The sequence below is a fragment of the Rhodothermales bacterium genome (genome assembly GCA_041391505.1).
Lineage (GTDB): Bacteria > Bacteroidota > Rhodothermia > Rhodothermales > JAHQVL01 > JAWKNW01.
Genome location: JAWKNW010000023.1, coordinates 83967 through 103328 on the forward strand (window position 1 = coordinate 83967; position 19362 = coordinate 103328).

11 protein-coding genes are annotated in these 19362 nt (G+C 63.3%); 8 read left to right on the forward strand and 3 right to left on the reverse strand.

The window, feature by feature from the left end; translation table 11 throughout:
• Positions 1-83: 83 nt before the first annotated feature.
• The 4 genes from R2834_18810 (at position 84) to R2834_18825 (ending at position 7931) form a co-directional block, all read left to right on the forward strand.
• Entirely contained in the window at positions 84-443 is a 360-nt protein-coding gene (locus R2834_18810) for an endonuclease domain-containing protein (protein ID MEZ4702391.1), read from the forward strand.
• A gap of 45 nt (positions 444-488) precedes the next feature.
• On the forward strand, positions 489-3407 hold the full coding sequence (locus R2834_18815) for a hypothetical protein (protein ID MEZ4702392.1): 2919 nt from the start codon (positions 489-491) through the stop codon (positions 3405-3407).
• Positions 3408-3510: 103 nt separating this feature from the next.
• Positions 3511-4641, forward strand: a complete 1131-nt coding sequence (locus R2834_18820; protein MEZ4702393.1) for a mechanosensitive ion channel — start codon at positions 3511-3513, stop codon at positions 4639-4641.
• Complete coding sequence (locus R2834_18825) at positions 4641-7931, forward strand: hypothetical protein (protein MEZ4702394.1); 3291 nt, start codon at positions 4641-4643, stop codon at positions 7929-7931. The genes R2834_18820 and R2834_18825 overlap by 1 nt, the downstream gene beginning before the upstream one ends.
• A gap of 129 nt (positions 7932-8060) precedes the next feature.
• Here R2834_18825 and R2834_18830 read toward each other — a convergent pair whose 3' ends face one another.
• Entirely contained in the window at positions 8061-8900 is an 840-nt protein-coding gene (locus tag R2834_18830) for an RNA polymerase sigma factor RpoD/SigA (GenBank protein ID MEZ4702395.1), read from the reverse strand.
• Between the two features lie 576 nt (positions 8901-9476).
• Here R2834_18830 and folP point away from each other — a divergent pair.
• The 4 genes from folP (at position 9477) to R2834_18850 (ending at position 13859) form a co-directional block, all read left to right on the forward strand.
• Positions 9477-10361: a dihydropteroate synthase gene (folP, locus tag R2834_18835; protein ID MEZ4702396.1), complete on the forward strand. Its 885-nt coding sequence runs from the start codon at positions 9477-9479 to the stop codon at positions 10359-10361.
• 103 nt (positions 10362-10464) lie between these two features.
• Positions 10465-11226: a diadenylate cyclase CdaA gene (cdaA, locus tag R2834_18840; GenBank protein ID MEZ4702397.1), complete on the forward strand. Its 762-nt coding sequence runs from the start codon at positions 10465-10467 to the stop codon at positions 11224-11226.
• A 96-nt stretch (positions 11227-11322) separates the two neighbouring features.
• Positions 11323-12021 (forward strand): protein-L-isoaspartate(D-aspartate) O-methyltransferase, encoded by a 699-nt coding sequence (locus tag R2834_18845; protein ID MEZ4702398.1) that lies wholly within the window; start codon positions 11323-11325, stop codon positions 12019-12021.
• Positions 12022-12050: 29 nt separating this feature from the next.
• Positions 12051-13859, forward strand: a complete 1809-nt coding sequence (locus tag R2834_18850; protein MEZ4702399.1) for a CRTAC1 family protein — start codon at positions 12051-12053, stop codon at positions 13857-13859.
• 95 nt (positions 13860-13954) lie between these two features.
• Here R2834_18850 and R2834_18855 read toward each other — a convergent pair whose 3' ends face one another.
• Positions 13955-15628 (reverse strand): T9SS type A sorting domain-containing protein, encoded by a 1674-nt coding sequence (locus R2834_18855; protein ID MEZ4702400.1) that lies wholly within the window; start codon positions 15626-15628, stop codon positions 13955-13957.
• A 234-nt stretch (positions 15629-15862) separates the two neighbouring features.
• A complete protein-coding gene (locus R2834_18860; protein ID MEZ4702401.1) occupies positions 15863-18751 on the reverse strand; it encodes a TonB-dependent receptor in 2889 nt (962 codons plus the stop codon).
• Positions 18752-19362 lie beyond the last annotated feature (611 nt).

Genomic DNA, 19362 nt, shown 5'->3' on the forward strand with positions numbered 1-19362 from the left:
GGGCCAGGCACAGCACAACGACCAGGACGTTACGCCGCCCCCTCGCGAGGTGTCTTGTAAGGCAGAACCCTCCCTGCCGCCTCATGTCTCCCCAGGACCTCGCCCGCATCCGTCGCCGCCGCCTCCGGAAAAACGCCACGCCGGCGGAACGCGTCCTGTGGGAAGGCCTCCGCAACTACCGCTGCGCCGGACGGAAATTCCGCCGGCAGCACTCCATCGGCCCCTTCATCGTCGACTTCTACTGCCCCTCGGCCCGCCTCGTCGTCGAGGTCGAAGGCGGCATCCACAACGACCCGTGGCGCGCGGAATACGACGCACGCCGGCATCGGTATCTCGTACAGGCCGGCTACCGGGTGATCTACTTCAGCAACCAGAAGGTCATCCACGAAACAGCGGCCGTGCTCGCCGCCATCGCGACACATCTCGCCCCGCCGGGATCATAATCCCCTTCCGCATCATTCAGACCGTGCACAACGCATCGCTGCATGATGAAATCCATTCTTTTCGCATTTCTTGGCCTCCTGTTCGCCATCCCGGTTTCGGCGCAGGGCTTTCAGGTCTTCAACGGACGCAACCACCCCGAGCTGAAGTGGCAGGTTGCCGAGACCGACCATTTCAGCATCATGTACCCCCGGCACCTCGCCGGCATCGAGCTGGAAGCCGCCCCGATCGCGGAGGCGACCTACGCCGCCCTCTCCGCCAACCTCGGCGTCACATTCGACAAAAAAATCCGCATCTACCTCTCCGACGAGGACGAAATCCTGAACGGTTTCGCCGTCCGCCTGGGCAACGGCTATACCAACATCTGGGTGCACGTCAACGACGTGGCCACCACCTGGTCGGGGCACACCAAGTGGCTCCGCACCGTGCTCTCGCACGAACTCACCCATCTCTTCCATTACCGGGCCGTCCGGGGCACACTGGGCTTCGCGGACATCTTCTTCGGCGATCCGCTGCCCAGCTTCTGGGCCGAGGGGCTCGCGCAATACCAGACCGAACGCTGGGACGCCTACCGGGGCGACCAGTGGCTCCGCACCGCCGTGCTCGACGACCGCCTCTCGTACGAGGACGGCCGCTCACTCTACAACGGCCGGCTCCTCTATGCCTCCGGCAACGCGCAGGTCCGCTTCTTCGCCCAGCAATACGGGGATTCGACCCTCAAAAACCTGCTCGCACACCGCGAGAACTACCTGTTCAACCGCGTACGCATACACGACTTCTACACGGCCTTCGAGGAGACGACCGACCAATCGTACCGCGAGTTCTTCGACGACTGGCGCCGGCACGTCAACGTCTACTACAACACCCTCGCCGGCCAGATGGAAAACCTCGACTCCCTCGGCGTCGACCCGCTCGCCCTCCCCGGCCAGTACATCTATGATGTGCGCTACAGCCCGGACACCACGAAGATCGCCGTGCTCTCCGTCACCTCGATCCGCCGGCCCGTGCGCCGGCTCTACGTGATCGACACAAAACGCAAGACCCGAACGATCGCCGCCGAAGGCAGCATCGACGGTCCGGTAACCTGGAGCCCCGACGGGCAGACGCTGGCCTTTTCGCGCCTCGTCCGCGGCCGGAAGGGCTCGATGCTCAACGACCTGTTTACCGTCCGCGCCGACGGCAAGAAGCTGCGCCGGCTCACGAACAGCCGCCGCGCCTCATCCCCGGCATTCTCCCCCGACGGGCGGCAACTCGCCTTCATCGGCTCCGACGCCGGCACCGCCAACCTGTTTTTGCTCGACCTGGCCTCCGGCCGTGAGCAGCAGCTGACCGGTTTCACGGGCGATGTCCAGATCGGCTCGCTGGCGTGGCATCCGTTCCAGCCCCGCATCGCCTTCGCGTGCTTCGACGCCGACGGCCGGCGCGACGTCGCCGTACTCGATATCGAGACCCGCGCGATCACACCGGCGACCGATGGCGACCACGAGGACCACGGCCCGGTCTGGAGCCCCGACGGCCGGCAGCTCGCGTACACCTCCCTCCGCGACCGCGTGCCCAACGTCTTTGCCGTCGACCTCGAGAGCGGCGTGCACCGCCGGGTGACGCGGCTCGTCGCCGGAGGGCGGGCACTGCAGTGGGTCCAGCCCGACTCGCTGCATCCCGCCGGCACCCTGGTCGTCTCCGCGGCGGCGTCCAAAGAACGCGACCGCGCCTTCCGCATCGATGCGGCGCGCGTGGCGGACGCGCCCGAACCCACGGTGCCGCCGGCCTACGCCGCATGGACGACGCACGAGCCGCCCCAGGTGGTGCCGGCCGTCGTGCCGCCCGACGCCGGGCCGATCACGCGCCGCGGCCGGTACCGCCCCCTCAAGAACCTCACCCATGTAGCCACCTTCGCCCTGCCCTATTACAATGCGCCGGACGACTGGGGCCTCGCCGGCATCACGTCGTGGACCGAGCCGCTGGGCAAACACCTCCTCGCACTTACGGGCAGCCTGGCCATCCCCACGCCTACGACCAACAGCTTCGTCCTCGCCACCTACATCAACAACCAGTGGGTGCCGTCGATCAACGTCAACGCTTATTCGCTGCTCCCGAGCATCCGGGCGTATGGCGACACTTACCTGGCGGACGGCATTTCGGGGGCGGACCTGGCATTCTCCTGGCCGATCGACCTCGGCATCAAACCCTACACCGCCACCCGCTTCGAGGTCCGCCTGCGGCATGCCCGGTTCGAGCCGCTCAACGCATCGGATTTCGACACCCTCGACCCGGCCATCCCCGCACCGGCCGAAGGCCGGCAGACCGACCTCCGGCTTTCGCTTTCCCGGAAGCGGCTTCGCCCCTATGCCGACAACCTCGTCCATCCGCTGGACGGCCATGGCATCCGGCTCGAAGCCACCGGCGCCGCCGGGGCACTGGGATCCGACACCGAGTTTGTCCGCGGCGACCTCTCGGCCTTTGCCGTGGCGCCAGGTGGCGGGTTGAATCGATTTTTTGTCTATGCGCATGCCCAGGCCATCGCCGGCGACGTGCTCCCGCAACACCAGGCTGGGTTCGCCCGTTTCGATGACCTCCAGATCACCGCACCCGAAGTGGGGTTGCTTTCGTTTGTGGATGCGAATCGGGTCCGCGGATACCGCGACCCCGTGGTGGGCAACCGACTCGCGTTCGGCACCCTCGAATACCGGATGCCCGTCGCCAGCAGCCTCCAGACAAACATACTGGGCTTTTTCTCGCTCGGCGCGACGACGCTGGCGCTTTTTGCGGACGGGGGCATCGTGTGGCGAGATCGCTTGCAGCTCACGCGCCGGCTCGGCGCGGGCGCCGAGTTAAAAAACGTACTCGTGCTCGGCGGCGTCATCAGCATCGCGCACGCCGTGGGCGTGGGCCAGCCGTATGACGACCTCGGGACCGATCGAAACTACGAGGTCTATTACCGCCTGCGCGCCGCATTGCCCTTCTGATGCGAGGCGGATTGACCCGGCGCATCGTGTCCCGTATTCTGTGCTACGCGATGGGCCGCCGGCGGCCGGCGTTTTTTGTGCATCTTATCCAGACCGCCTGCTCATGAAACAGGCCTTGCTCTTCTGTGCGCTGCTGATCGGAGCGACCTCGTGCGATACCGCCGTCCTACCGCTGCAGCGAGACCGGGCCGAGCCGGCGACCGACACCCTGACCGTCGACCCCGCCCGGATCGACAGCCTCTTCGCGGAACTCGCGGCGATATCCGCCGAGATCCACGCCATCCGCCCGCCGGATCGCGACGAGCAGTTTCGCCGGCACATCGACAGCCTGCTGACCGACCTGGATGCCGTCCGATCCACCTTCGAACGCGCGGTGCCCGACGCCCGGGAACAGGTCGAATTGCCGTGGCTCGACATCGGCCGCATCGTCCTTTCCTTCATCCTGCTCATCTTCGCCGCGGTGCCCATCAAGGGCCTCATCTGGATGATGGACAAGTTCGCGGACACGCGCGACGTCCAGCGCCAGCTCAGCGTCAAGAAATTTATCCCGGTCACCCGCGTCGTGCTGTGGGTGATCGTCGTCTACGCCATCCTGCACTGGGTATTGAAGATCGATAGCACCGGACTGATCAGCGCCTGGGCCGGCGTGGGCGTCGCGGTCGGCTTCGCCTCGCAGGATGTCCTCAAGAACATCATCGGCGGGTTGATTCTCATCTTCGACAAACCGTTTCAGGAAGGAGACAAGATCAGCGTGGGCGGCACCTACGGCACCGTCAAGTCCATCGGACTGCGGTCGACCCGCATCGTAACGCCCGACGACAACCTCGTCGCCGTCCCCAACGCGCAGGTCGTCGAGGACCAGGTCGCCAACGCCAACGCCGGCGAACCCCACTGCCAGGTCGTGACCGACCTGTACCTCCCGACCTGGGTGGATGTCATGGAAGCCAAGGCCATCGCCTACAGCGCGGCCGCCAACTCGCGGTACGTCTATCTCGACAAGCCCATCGTCGTGAATATCAAGGACGAATATCAGGAAGGTTTTCTGACGCACATCGTCGTCAAGGCCTATGTGATCAGGCACCAGTACGAATTCGCGCTGTCGAGCGACATCACCGAGACCGCCAAGGCCGAGTTCCAGCGCAGGGGGATGCTCCCGCGCACGCTCGACGACCAGGCGCCCCACGCGCCGGCCGCCGACCTCGCGCGGGGCCACACCCCGGAGGATGGCGTCTGATGGAAACGAACTTCCAGGAGCCGATCGCCTCTCCTTCCTATGCGGAGGCCGAGGCGGCCTACAAGGATGTGATCGACCGGATGCGCCGGCAAGCGGCCGGCGAATACGAGCGCCTGGCCCGATCGATCGATGCCGAACTGCTCGCCGGCCTGGCGTCTGTCCTCGCCGGCGCCCACGCGGCGCACGCCGCGCTGCGCGAGCCCGATCTGGAAGACACGTCGCCCCCCACCACCCAGGAAGCCTGGAAGCGACTCGTCGCCTACCGGCAGAAGACGCTGCGGGACGTGTGGCTTCCCATCCGCAAGATGCTGGGGGGCAAACCGGCGACGACAGCCTCCGCGGCGGTGCTTGCCGCCGGCCGCCGCCTCAGCGGATGGGCCGGCGGAATCCCCGTCGCCATCGTGTTGCCGGCCGGGGCGGACCTCCACGAGCCGGCCGACGGCGACTCCGCCGGCATCCGGTTCAAGAAACGATGGCTGCGTTGGCGCGACGCCGGCAGCGATGCCCTGCGACGGGGCGGCAACCTGTTCCGCAGGATCGCAGGCCGCCCCCCGCGCGAACGTGGGCGGCGCGAACGTACGATCCCCGCCCGGGCGCTTACGCACTACCACACCGACATCCGGCTCGGCGGCTTGCTGGAAACCGCGCATGCCCGCGTTCGTGAGGCGCTCTCGCGCCGCACCGCCACGCTGGAGGCTGCGTTCCATGCCTGGACCAACCGACTCTTCGAACTGGGCGACCGATGGAACGCCCCGTTCGATGCGCTCCCCGCCCTGGATGCCTGGGCATCGACGCCGGCCGCGGAGGCCGCTCCTCCCGTAGACCCGGCGCTCTGGGCCGAGTGGCTGGACATCCAGAACGACCTGGCCGCCGCGCTCGCCTCGTGCTGCGAACCGATGGAGCCTTTTTTTCAGCCCACCGACGCGGCGCTCGCCGACGCCGCCGACGCGTTTGCCCGGGATCTGGAGGCCGGAGGCACCGTGGCGCTCGACCTCAACGACCGCTTACTGCCGCCGGCGAGCCAGCTTCCACTGGCCCGCATGGAAGTCCGGAGCCTGCACGACGAAGCGTGGCACGAGCAGGCGACCAACCGGTACGACATCCTCATCCAGTTGCATCGCACCCGCGACTTTTTCCTGGAAAAGCAGCAGACCTTTCTCGACCGGATTGCCCGGTCCACGCTGCTCTCGACCCATCAGGCCTTCAAGTCGCTCTCGGAATCGATCCAGGGCCGTCGTGAACGCATCCGCGCGATCAGCGAGACCGCCCTCGATCAGATGGACCCCTCCGTCATGGGCAACGAACTCAAGCTGCTCCAGCGCCGGCTTGCCGGTGAGTTCAAGGCCTTTCTGGGCGACATGCCCGGCCTGATCCAGGCCACCCAGATGCTGACGGACCCGGGGGTGAACATGTGGGAGGATATGCTTCGGCATGGCCGCAACCTGCCGGAGGCGCTCACCATCCACGAACCCGGAATCGAGACCTCGGCCCGATCTGCCCGGACCTTTATCGTGGACCTCCGCGAAATCGCCGGCGCGATCTGGATCGATCCCCTGCCGCGCCGGCTCCGCGACAGCGCCAGACTGCTCCAGAAGGCCCTGATCAACACGTGGGAGCAGATCCAGCAGGTTCAGGGCATCGTAGATTTCAGCCTGAACGAAGCCCTCAAGGAACTCGGCGCCGAGACGCCGCCGGATGCCGGCGACGAAGACGCCCGCACCGAAGCCGACGCCATCGTCGATGCCCGGGAAATGGTGCTCACGGGACTCCAGCGGTCCGGTGAGAAGCTCTCCCAACTCATCAACGCCCTCCGGCCGCCGTGGGAGCAGCTCGTGCACGCCGCGCACCGCGCGCTCCAGCGCGACTGGCAGGATTTCCATCAGCACGTGCTCGCCGGGGACTTTGCGCACGGCCCCATCGACCGGCTGCGGATCCGTCTGAACCATCAGCGCAAGGAACTCCTCCGCCGATCCGGCCTGGGCATCGCCAAACTCGCCGACATGACGCGCGGCGTATTGCGGCTGGGGCGCCGGCAGACGCGGGAGCTGATCCGGAAAGGCCAATCGGCTGTAGGGGCGATCACCCAGACGGAGGGCCAGTGGATCAAAACGCTCGGCGAACTCGCCGACGCCGAAAGCCTGCACGACAAGCTGCCCCTGATCTACCGCAAACTCTTCGCGCTCGCACCGCTCGACGACGCCGCCCTGCTCGAAGGCCGAAAACAGGATGTTATCCGCATCCGGGCGCACGTCAGCGAATGGGCCGCCGGCCAGACGAGCCCGCTGATCCTGGCCATCCCGGACGGGAGCGGCCGAACCAGCTTCATGAACATCCTGGCAACGAGCGTTTTCACGGATGCCGACGTCCGCCGCATCACCCTGACGCACCGCGTGACCACCACGACGGCGTTTGCCCGGATGGCCGCGGAAGCGCTGGAGCAGCCGGTAACCGACGACCTCACCCTGGAGTCCCTGGAGGCTGCGCTCACCACGGGCGAAGCGCCCATCGCGTCCCGGATCGTGCTCATCGACTTCTTCGAGCACCTCTTGCTGGCCATGCCGGGGGGCACCGAGGTGCTGGAGCGCGTAATGCTCTTTATGTCCCGCACCGACCACGTGGTCTGCTGGATCGCGAGCGTCGCCGGCATCACGTGGCGCTTCATCGAAACGACGCTCCGCCCCGCGTCGGGCTTTGTCAAGGCGCACGGACTCCCGTCCCTGAACCAGACCAGCCTCGAGGCCCTGATCCTCAACCGCCACCGCCGGAGCGGGCTGCCGCTCGAATTCGTCCCCCCCGCCTCCGGCTCGCCGGTGCGGTCGTTGTGGGGGCGCAAAAGCCATGAACAGCAGCAAGAGGCGTGGCGAAAGGCGTATTTCGAACAGCTCTATCGATTCAGCGGCACCAACATCCTGCTTGCGCTCAACTACTGGCTGCGCTCCGCGGCGTACGATGCCGGGCGCGATGTGCTCTGCGTCAACCCGTTGCAGCCGATCGATTTCAGCTTTCTGAACACCCTCGATTTGCAGCGCATGTTCACCCTGCGGCTTTTCCTCCTCCACGGCACGCTGACCGTTGAGGAGCATCGCCGTATCTCCCGCACGTCGCCCTCAGAGAGCATGTTCATTCTCGAGTCGCTGCTGAACCTGGGCATCATCCAGTCGATGCGCCCGGATCTGGAAGAATTCAGCGGCAGCCATATCCGGATCATGCCGGACGAACCGTACCGCATCAATCCGGTGATCCTGCATCCCGTGACCGAGACCCTCAAACTGCAGCGCATCCTGTATTGAGGGGAGGTGAGGTTCGAGGGTTAAGGTTCAAGGGCTGAGGAAAAAGGTCCCGCAGGCTATTCCTTGAACCTTAACCCTCGAACCTTAAACCAAAAAAGGCCGGCTTTCTAAGGAAAGCCGGCCTTTTTGTTATCCAATATGCATCTGAAGCTCTTCGCGGCGATGCTTCTGCCGCAGCTTTCTGAGTGCTTTTTCCTTGATCTGGCGCACGCGTTCGCGGGTGAGCCCGAAACGCTGGCCGATTTCCTCGAGGGTGAGGGGATGTTCGCGGCCGATCCCGAAATAGAGGCGGGTAATTTCAGCCTCGCGGGGATGAAGCAGACTGAGGGCGCGCTCGATATCGATCTTGAGCGACTCGTCCATCAGGGAGTCGTCGGGCGCCGTATCCTCATCGTCCGGCAGCACGTCGAGCAGGCTGTTGTCATCCTCTTCGTTGAACGGAGCGTCCATCGAGAGATGCCGGCTGGTGTGCTGCATGGCCTCGCGCACCTTTTCGACGTCCACATCGAGTTCGCGGGCCAGTTCTTCAATATTGGGTTGACGCTCGTGCGTCTGAGCCAGGCGGGCGCTCGTCTTGCGAATCTTCGAGATGGTCCCGATGCGGTTCAGCGGAAGGCGCACGACGCGGCTTTGCTCTGCGAGGGCCTGGAGAATCGCCTGACGGATCCACCATACGGCGTACGAAATGAACTTGAACCCCCGGGTCTCGTCGAAGCGCTGCGCCGCCTTGATGAGGCCGTAGTTGCCCTCATTGATCAGGTCGGCGAGGGTGAGCCCCTGCCCCTGGTATTTTTTGGCAACCGAGACGACAAAGCGGAGATTGGCGCGCGTCAGCTTGTGAAGCGCCTCCTGGTCACCCTGCTTTATCAGACGCGCTAACCTGACTTCCTCTTCGGGAACGAGCAGAGGGATCTGCCCGATCTCCTGAAGATACTGGTCCAGCATACGTTGCTGGCGAGGAACGTACATAGGCCTTTTAGCGGTTTGGTTGTAGCGATTTTCTGGGGAAGCTTCTCAGTTCTGGATGTGTGGAAGCGCCAAAACAGAAGCGCCGGCTGGTCCTGACCGATACAGTTTTACGGACGGCGTGTTTCGGCTGTAACGCGCATTACAGCTCTATCGAAGGAATCCAGGCGATCACTGGAGGGCAAGAACGCTCGTGCCTACATACCGTTCCAGTGGGTAACCCGAAACACGGAGGCCTTCAAGCGGCGCCGCAGACGACGAAACGACTTCCACAAAAGATCGCTTCACTTCCGTCGCGCAGCCCGCTCATTTCCCGCGTCGGGGGGCGAACAGCGAGAAACCGGAAACGGGTCGGCTGGATCCACCCGCGATCGCCCGGGGGCAATCGATGGGTACACGCAGTAGGTGTTGAAGACCCGCTGAGAGTGAAGGTTCCGGGCGCAGGGTAGGCGGCACGAAGCGCACTGCAATCATCGGCGATTTACCGATGGAAGTTAAACGCGCCGGCGACCGGAACCGCCGGCCACGAGGGGGATACCCTGGATCCGGCCTGCATCGTTCCAGACGCCCTGGTGCTCTATGATTGATCCTTTCATCCTCGCCTGTTGCGGAAAGACGCTCGATTGCCGGCCGGGCCGGCCGGAGGGGCCCGTCGTGATGGGCATCCTGAACGTCACCCCCGATTCGTTTTCGGATGGAGGCCGCTACACGGAGGTCGACACGGCGCTCGCCCGAGCCGAGGCGATGCTGCGCGAGGGGGCGACCGTTATCGACGTCGGCGGCGAATCGACGCGGCCGCGCGGCAAGGCGTACGGCGCCGGCGCCGGCCCGGTCTCGGAAGCTGACGAGCGGGCCCGGATCGAACCTGTCGTCCGCGCGCTGGCCGCGCGCTTCCACGAGGCGATCATCTCGATCGATACCTACAAGCCCTCGATCGCGCGCGCCGCGCTGGATGCCGGCGCGCACCTCGTCAACGACGTCACCGGACTCAGGCTCTATCCCGAGATGGCGGATGTCGCCGCCGAGGCCGGCGCGCCGCTTATCCTGATGCATTCGCTAGGACGCCCCGGCGAAATGCCTCACGAACACCGCTATGCGGATGTGGTGGAAGAAGTTTTTGCCTCGCTCCGGGCATCCGTCGCCGTCGCCGAACGGGCCGGCGTACGGCACCTTGTCACCGACCCCGGCTTCGGATTCGGAAAAACACCCGGTGAAAACGCCGCGCTGATAAATCGGGTGGACCGATTCCTCGACCTCGGCCGGCCCGTCCTCGTGGGCATTTCCCGTAAAAGTTCGATCGCCGCCCTGCTCGATGCCCCGGAAACGCCCCCGGAAGAACGGCTATACGGCACCCTGGGCGCCACCGCCGTCGCCGTACTCCGGGGCGCCACCATCGTTCGCACCCACGACGTCCGGGCCACGGCCGAGATGCTGCGGGTGCTGACGAACGTGATGCGGGCCTGAGCGCATCGCGGTCACGCCGGCGTCATCGCATCGAACCATTTTCCGGTGCGCGATTTGAACGGATAGATACCTATCTTGGGCGATACATCCAGCCGGCCTCCGCGTGACCTTATTCGAGTGGTTCATACCCATCCGCATCGTCGATCTCATTGAGATCGGCATCGTGGCGTTCATCCTGTACAAACTGTATGTACTGATGCGCGGCACGATTGCGGTCCAGATTTTCCTCGGCATCGTCGCCCTCTCCGTCGTGCAACTCATCGTCTCCTGGGCGGACATGACGATGCTGCGCACCCTGTTCCGCTCGATCAACGAAGTGTTCGCCCTGGCCGTCATCATCCTGTTCCAGCCCGAAATCCGTCGCGTCCTGTTTCTCCTCGGCAAGAACAACCCCCTCGCGCAACGGTTCGTCGTTTCTCAAAGCCAGGAATCCGTCATATCGGACGTCATCTCGGCCATCAGCGAGATGAGCAAGCAGCGTATCGGCGCGCTGATCGTCTTTGAACGGCAGACGGGTCTGCGCAACTACATCGAGACCGGCACGCCGCTGCAGGCGACCATCAGTCGCGACCTGCTCATCGCCATCTTCTACGAAAAAAACCCGCTGCACGACGGCGCGCTGATCATCCGCAACCAGCGCATCGAAGCCGCCCGTTGCATCCTGCCCGTCTCCAACAGCAACCGGCTGAGCCCGCTCCTCGGCCTGCGGCACCGCGCCGCGGTGGGCGTCACCGAGCAGACCGACGCCTTCGTGGTGGTGGTCTCCGAAGAAACCGGCCATATCTCGATCTCGAAGAACGGCGAGTTGATCTCGCGTTTGACCGCAGAGGAGCTTCGTTCCTACCTTACCGATGCCCTGGCGTGAACAGGCCGCCTCGGCGCGGCCCGTCCGGGATGCGGGATGTCCGCTCCACCCCGATGCCGGCACCGTCGCGCATCGCCCCATGCCACCGACTGACCGATGACGTCTGAAGACCGCAAATATGACCGGATGCGCGCACGCCTCGTGGAAGAACTGCGCGCGAAAGGCATCGAGGACGAACGTGTGCTCGGTGCGATCGGTCGCGTGCCGCGCCACCGCTTCGTCGAGCCGGCCATGCGCCAGCGCGCCTACGAAGACGAGGCGCTCCCCATCGGGCTCAACCAGACGATCTCGCAGCCCTACACGGTCGCCCATCAAACGATGCTGATCGATCCCGCGCGGCGCGAACGCATCCTGGAAATCGGGACGGGCAGCGGATACCAGGCGGCGGTGCTGTGCGAGATGGGCGCCGAGGTGTACAGTATCGAACGGCACCAGGCCCTGCACGACCGAGCCAAAACGATCCTGCGCGAACTGGGATACCGCGTCATCCTGAAATGCGGCGACGGCACGCTCGGCTGGCCGGCTTTTGCCCCATACGACAAGATCGTCGTGACGGCCGGCGCCGCCGGCGTCCCGGAGGCGTTGCTCGAACAGCTCGCGCTACCCGAGGGCGACAAACCGGGTGGATGCCTCGTCATCCCCGTCGGCACCGCCGACGAGCAGGTCATGAAACGGATCTACCGCACCGGCGAGAGCACCTATCGCCATGAAGAAACCAACATTTTCCGCTTCGTCCCGCTGGTCGGGGAAGGCAAACTGATCCGCGGCAGCGAGGGATCGGGAAGGCTGTCCTGAAACGATCCGATGACGGTTACCTCCCCGCCATGCTACCGCTGTCGCTCGCTACGTCGCCCATGCTGCATCTGACACCCGCCCGGATCTGTTCCCTGTTCGTTCTGTGTTCCGGCCTGCTGGCGTGTCAGGGGCAGGAACGCCCCGCCGCGGACGCGGGGGCGAAGAACCGCGCGCCGGAACAGGTCGCTATTGCGTTTACCGACGTGACCGCCGAAATCGGCCTCGGCTCCTTTCAGCACGAGAACGGCGCGGAGGGCGGCATGTACCTGCCGGAACAGATGGGGGCCGGCGGGGGCTTTCTGGATTACGATGGGGATACGTGGCCGGACCTCCTGCTCGTCGGCGGCGGCTGGTTGGAAACGGGGCCGGATGACCGGATCGAGGCGCTCAGACTGTACCGCAACAACACCGACGGCACCTTCACCGAAGTCACCGAGGCAGCAGGGCTTTCCGGAGTCCGCGCGTATGGCCAGGGCATCGTCGCGGCGGATTATGACAACGACGGCGACGACGACTTCTACTTCACCACCCTCCGGGAAAACGACCTGTTTCGCAACGATGGCGGCCGCTTCACGCGCGTCGGCGCCGCCGCCGGCGTGGCCGGCGACCCGGTGTGGAGCAGCTCCGCCCTGTTCTTCGATGCCGACCGCGACGGCGACCTCGATCTGTACGTCGCCAACTACGTCGCCTGGGCCCGGGAAACCGATATCTTCTGCTCCATCCAGGGCGTCATCATCGTGGATACGCAGGGCGCCGGCGACCTCGCAAAAAAGTACGGCGAGAAGATATACTGCCCACCCAGCGAGTACGCGGGCATCCCGGGGCGTTTTTATCGAAACCGGGGGGATGGTACGTTCGCGGAGGCCACGGAACAGGCCGGCTTCGTCGGTTCTTCCGGCAAATCGCTCGGTGTCGCGGAGTTCGATTTTAACCGGGATGGATGGCCGGACGTGGTCGTCTCCAACGACGCCCAGCCGGATCTGCTCTACAAAAACAACGGCGACGGCACGTTCACGGAGATCGGACAACGTAGCGGCATCGCGCTGGACGACATGGGCCATGCCCGCGCCGGCATGGGGATCGACATCGGCGTCGTCGATGGCAGCGGAGCGGAGTCGATCTTTATCGGGAATTTCTCCAGCGAAACGATCGGCGTGTACGCCCATGCCGGAGACGATCTGTTCCGCGATCGGTCGGCCGACTCGCGCATCGGGCCGCCCAGCTTCCTGACACTGACGTTCGGCCTGACCCTGTTCGACGTCGAGCACGACGGCGACCTGGACCTGCTGGCCGCGAATGGCCACGTCTGGCCGGTTCGGCCTTCGCTCGACGGCTCCACGTACCGGCAGAAACCACAGCTGTTCTTGAACCGGGGTGACGGGGTGTTCGCCGAGGCGCCGGCCCGAGCCGGCGTCCTGGGCGCCGCGATGGTGGCGCGAGGGCTCAGCTATGCCGACTACGATCGCGACGGCGACCTGGATGTGCTCGTCACAGAGAACGGCGGCCCGGCCCACGTGTGGCGAAACGACCTCGCCGGGGCCCACTACGTAAACGTGCGCCTGCGGGGCACGACCTCCAACCGGGATGGGCTGGGCACGCACCTCATCGCCGTTTCCGGTGACAAACGGCTGTACCGTCGCATCCGCACCGGATCGAGCTACCTCTCGCAGTCCGACAAGATCGCCTCCTTCGGCCTCGGCGGGAATACCCGAATCGACTCCCTGCGCATCGAATGGCCGAGTGGAAAGGTGGATGTCCTGCTGAACCTGGAGAGCGGGCAGGAGATCAGGGTGATAGAAGGCAGCGGGGATTACGAAGTGATCGCAGCACCGCGCTGACGCCGGCCCGGTACGCACCGCTGACCTGCAGGTAACAAAAAAGCCCGAGCCTTCGCAGGCCCGGGCTTTTTGACACGGCGTGGAATGCCGAAGCCTTACTTCATGAAGAGCATCTTCCGCGCCTGGCTGAAGTCGCCGGCTTCGAGGCGGTAGATGTAGACGCCCGAGGAAACCAGGTTGCCCAACGCGTCGCGGCCATCCCACTGGACGCTGTGCGCGCCGGCCTCGATCGCTTCGTCGTTGAGAATCACAGCCACGCGCTGACCGAGCACGTTGTAGACGGTCAGATTCACGTTGATCGCTTTAGGCAGCGAGAAGACGATGTTGGTGGTCGGGTTGAACGGGTTCGGATAGTTCTGATCCAGGGTGAACTGGGCCGGAATTTCTCCACCGAGATCCTCGACGGCCACGCTGCTCGGCGTGATCATCGGCGTCGGCGAACCCGGCACATAGACGGCCACCGCATTCGCGATGGAGTCGCGCAGCGCGGCGATGTGCATGTCCCGGTTCGCATAGTACGAGTCCTTGGCATCCGGGAACCAGTTCAGGTCGCCCACCGGGAGTCCGTCCGTGCCGGCCGTCTGCAGGAAGGCATTCGAATAGTTCAGGTCGAAGCTCGGCGGCCAGGCCGTCAGCGAGGGAGCGCCCGTGTCCGGGTCGTAGCTGACCGGGCTGGGCAGACGCCAGTCGATCCAGTCGGCGAGGGGATCGAGCCAGAAGCCATTCGTGAAGCCAATGACCTCATCGAGGTTGTCGGGAGGTGACGCAAAGCCGGGATCGAATTCCGAGTAGTTGGTGCCGATGGTGTAGTTGTCATCGATCGTTACGATCGAGTCGACATCGGCATGCTCCCAGAGCAGGCCCGGGAAGAGCGTGTCCGAAGCCGTCTCGAACCAGTTCAGGAGCGCCGGCTCGCGGAAGAACAGGTTCTGGCCCAGATACAACGAGACCTTGTCGAGGCTGTCGGCCACGTCGGCGTAGTAGTTCCACGTCGTGAAATACGAGTCGTACGTGTTGTTGCCGATACGGCGACCGATGAAGTCGTAGTTGTAGAAGATGTTGTTGGCCTGAATCATCTCGTTCGCACGCTGTTCATGGCCGGCCTTCGTAAAGTTCAGATACGAGTTGTGCAGCTCGTGCACCGTCGCGTTGAAGAACGGACCGCTGTTCGTAAGCAAGCGGCCCGAGTTCACCACGGTGTTGTTCTCGATCGTCACATTTTCACCCGCCACGTTCATGCGGAGCGGGAAACCGCCCCAGGGCGAGTTGCTCGTGCGGACGCCGTTGATAAACACGCAGTCGGTGATCGAAATGTCGATGTTTTTCGCCTGGTTGAGCATGGCGAAATCGGTCCAGTTCGCGAACGCTACGTTGTGGGCCTTGTACAGCGAGCCCCCCGTGTTTTCGACGAAGGTACCGGAGGTTTCATTGTTGCTGTTCAGGCCGCTGATCATCAGATTCTCGAGCACGAGCGAGCCACCCTCCTGAATCTGAAAGAACTGCCGGGCTTCGCCCTGCTGACCCGGCGTGTTCAACAAGACAGGCGGCGTTTCGTCATTCCTGATCCAGCCGTTGTCCGGGCCGATGATGGTCAACGGAAAGGTCACATCCAGGCGACCGTCAAAGGCGTAAAACGTGCCGGCTTCGACCGTATACACACTATGCGCACGATCCCCGTTGGCCAGCGTGTCGCCAAGAATCTGCGTGTTTACGAACTGTTCCGGATCCAGCGCGACCGGGTCTTGCGCACTGGCAGCCGTAACCAGCATTGAGGTTAACAAGAGTAGTAGAAAGGTTCTCATAGAGATGGCCCCCTGTTTGGTGAACGAATGAACGGACAAGGTGCACCTGCATCTGGTTGCGACGCGAAGGCAGGTGCGAACATTCTGGCTCGTTGGCAACTCGCGTTGCAAAACGAGGTAAATTCAAATTTAACAATATATTAAATCAAAGACAATCAGACCGCCCGGTCCTCGTGATGAACCGGTTCGGAAGCCCCGTGATCAGAACTCATACCGGATCCCGATGTCGGCTGTCCGACCATAATAGTTCGCGGAGGACAATTTCCCGAGTACACTCACAAATTGTCGGTCCGAACTGTTGGTGATATTGTTCAGGTTGACATAGGCCTTGAAACCGCGCCAAGGGAGCCGCTGGTACAGGATCACATCCCATCGATACAGCGCATCGGTATAGGAGTCGAGTTCGGCGCGGATGCCGGGATTGCCCAGCACGTTGTCCTGATACAGGAAGGACACCCTGGCCGAGAACCCTTTGAAGTCGTAGCCCAGCGTGGCATTAAAAATATCGCTGGGCTGGTCGGGCATGCGGCCGGCGCGGGTCGTATCGACGAGTTCCGTCCGCCCGAACGGCCCGGGGCTCAGGCGCACGAGCAACTGGAAGGGGTAGTCGGTATCCGACCGGATGTGGGTGTAGTTCACATTAAAAACCAGACCGCGCAGGATCGAGGGGCCATACCAGAAATTGGTCTGCCACTCCAACTCAAACCCTTCCACGGTCGTGGGCTCGTCAAGGTTGATCCAGGTGTCGACTGTCGTCGTGACGTTGGTCGGCAGCTCGACGCGGTTGTTGATGCGTTCCGACTCTTTCGTCCGGAAGCTGAACGGGGTGATCAGGTTGTCCACCTCTTTCCGGAAGACGCCGGCGGTAAACAGCCCCACGTGATCTTCGTAGATCGACGCGTAAATGTCGTAGTTCTGCGACACGGCCGGCTTGAGCGCCGGATTGCCCAGCGACATAAACGGATTGCCGCTGAACGTATTGTAGTACACGAACGGCGAAAGCGCCCGGTAATCCGGATAGATGATGCTCTTCGTGCTGGCCAGACGCACATCCAGCCAGTTCGTGGGCTTCACCCGAACCTGCATCTGGGGAAACCAGGTTTCGCTTTGACTTTTGGAATTGAGTTCCTCGTTCCGGAAGTCCTCGAAGTTCGGTCCGTATTTCTCGGTATAGAATGCCGAATAGTCCATGCGGTACTGCTCGTACCGAATGCCGGGCAGCAGCATGATATGCTTGCCCACATTCAACTCCGTCATGGCATAAAACGCCGAGAACCCTCTGGTATAATCGTAATCCCGCTCAAAGGATTGCTGGTCCGCCAGGAAGTACGCCCCATTCTCTTTCGCGAGCCGCTCGAACTTCAGCATCTTGTCGATCGACGGCGTATAGAAAAACTTGTCGACGCCCTCCTGGCCGGTAAGGAAATTGCCGATGTCATAGTCCGGATCACGAAACAGCGACGCGCGAATCCCGAGATTTTCATCGATACGCTCCAACCCCAGGTCGACCCACAACGACTCCCTCATCGCGGCGACGAACCGTTCTCCCTGAAACGTTCGGTCAGGCTGATTGAAGAACATGGTTTCATCGTTGTCGCGGCTGTTGAAGGTGTACTTGCCGCCGACCTTCAGATTGCCGGTGATGTTGTTCGTGATGTTGTAGGGGACGGTAAAATTTAATGCCGCGTCCTGGGCGGCTTCGCGGATGTCCCGTTCGACGGTGTTGATCCTGGAGATCCGCAAGATATCGCGTACGTCCACGCTATTCAGGAATTCGCTCGGTGTCGCCGTCTCGTCGGCGGTCGTGGTGAACGCCGCCTGATTCTGCTCGGCGACGATATCCATCTGCAGATCGCCCGGCCGGCTCTGGAGCGAGATCGAATTGGAGAGAGAGAAATCGACTGTTACCCAGGAGAAGTCGTATTCACCCTGCAGCGCGTTGCTGATGACGGTATTGCTGAGAGATCTCGAAGCCGCCAGACCGTTGAACTGATTGCCGAGGAGCCCGAGGGAGTTCTGGATTTCTACCTGATCTTCTGAAAGGTTGCTGATGAAGTTATTCAGCTGCAGCGTCCCCTTTGGCAGTTCATAATCGAAGATGAGCCCGGCGCCACCCCGCTGACGATCGGTGATCCGGTCGCTGATGACGGTGCTTCGGAGATCGAGCTGCGCCAGCCCTTCCTCCAGCTGATTCTCTTCGTTTACGGCATAGCTGGCGCTCAGCACATCCGAATCCCGGTTGTAGTTGTCGAGGTACCCCGACAGCTGGACGCCCAGCTTGTTCTTCAGGAAACGGTTGCTGACGATGCCCGATCCCCTCCAGTTACCGTACGTTTCGCCGACGGAGCCGTAGCCCCCCTGCGCGGACAGCGTACTGTGAAACCCTTCACGCGCCTTGCCGATCTTCAGGTTCACGGTGCCTCCAACGGCATCGGCATCCATGTCGGCCGTCAGAGCTTTCGTGACCTCGATCCCGGACAATACGTTGGGCGCGATCATATTGAGGTCGACGCTCCGGTTGTCGCGGTCCGTGGACTGCATGCGGACGCCGTTTACCATCATCACGTTGTACTTGGGCGAGAGCCCGCGCACAGCCACCTGCTGCCCTTCTCCCCCGCTTCGCACGAGGGAAATGCCCGGCAGTCGCGCGACCGACTCGGCGGCGTTGACGTCGGGGATTTGCTGTATCCGCGCCGCAGAAACCACGTTTTTGATCGTGGTCGCCTGGATCTGCTGGTTGATGGCGGCAATCTGTCCTTCCGCCTGAGCCGTCACGATCACTTCATCGCCTTCGAACGTCGCGAATTCCATCGCGATGTTGACCACCAGGTCCGTGCCGGCCACGGTGATATCCATCTTCACCTCCTGGTACCCGATGTAGGACGCCGACAGCACATAGGACCCCGCGGATACCCGGGGAATCTGGTATTCGCCCTCTTCGTTCGTGGCGGCCCCGAGGGTCGTGCCCTCGATAAAGACACTGGCGCCAGGCAACGGTTCACCGGTTGACTTGTCCGTAACCACCCCACGGATGGCCGCATTGCCCTGCGCGAAGACGTTCGACGCACAGGACATCAACAGAATAAGCATAACCGTGAATCTGACACGATCCATACAAACGGCCTCCGTAGCAGAATGAAGGGGTGTTCCGGGAATGAACGTCGATCGACTTCAATCCCAGCGATTAAACGTACATACTGATGACCTCTAAAAGCGAGAATCGCCGGCGATCCGGCGTGGCGGGTCCGTACGATGCCGGCATCCCGGCGGCCATCGAGGCGCCTTGCTCGCACCGGCCGCCCACACCAGGAACCATCTCATGCCGCGCGCGACGCGGCGCGGCTGACCGGCAATCTTAGTGAACTATCAAGTTCCCTGTCAACCCGATCACGAAAGCTTCTCATCGACCGGGCGTGCCGGCCGCACGCCGGCGACCGCCCGAAAGCCGGCGCCACGCCGGTCAAACGCACGGCTCGATGCCGCCGGGCAACCCGGAAAATAACCGAAAAAAACCGCGATTCAATACCGCTTCGACGCCCCGGCAGGGCAATCGTATTCTCTTCCAACGTGAGCATCTCCCGGTCTGGGAGTATGGGAGGTTTTGCGCTAAAAATGCCCCCATGCACCCAAACTCCCATACGCTTCTCCTTGCCCCCACGGCAAGAATGCGATTGCTCTGGACGCCCCGGGGATCAGCACCC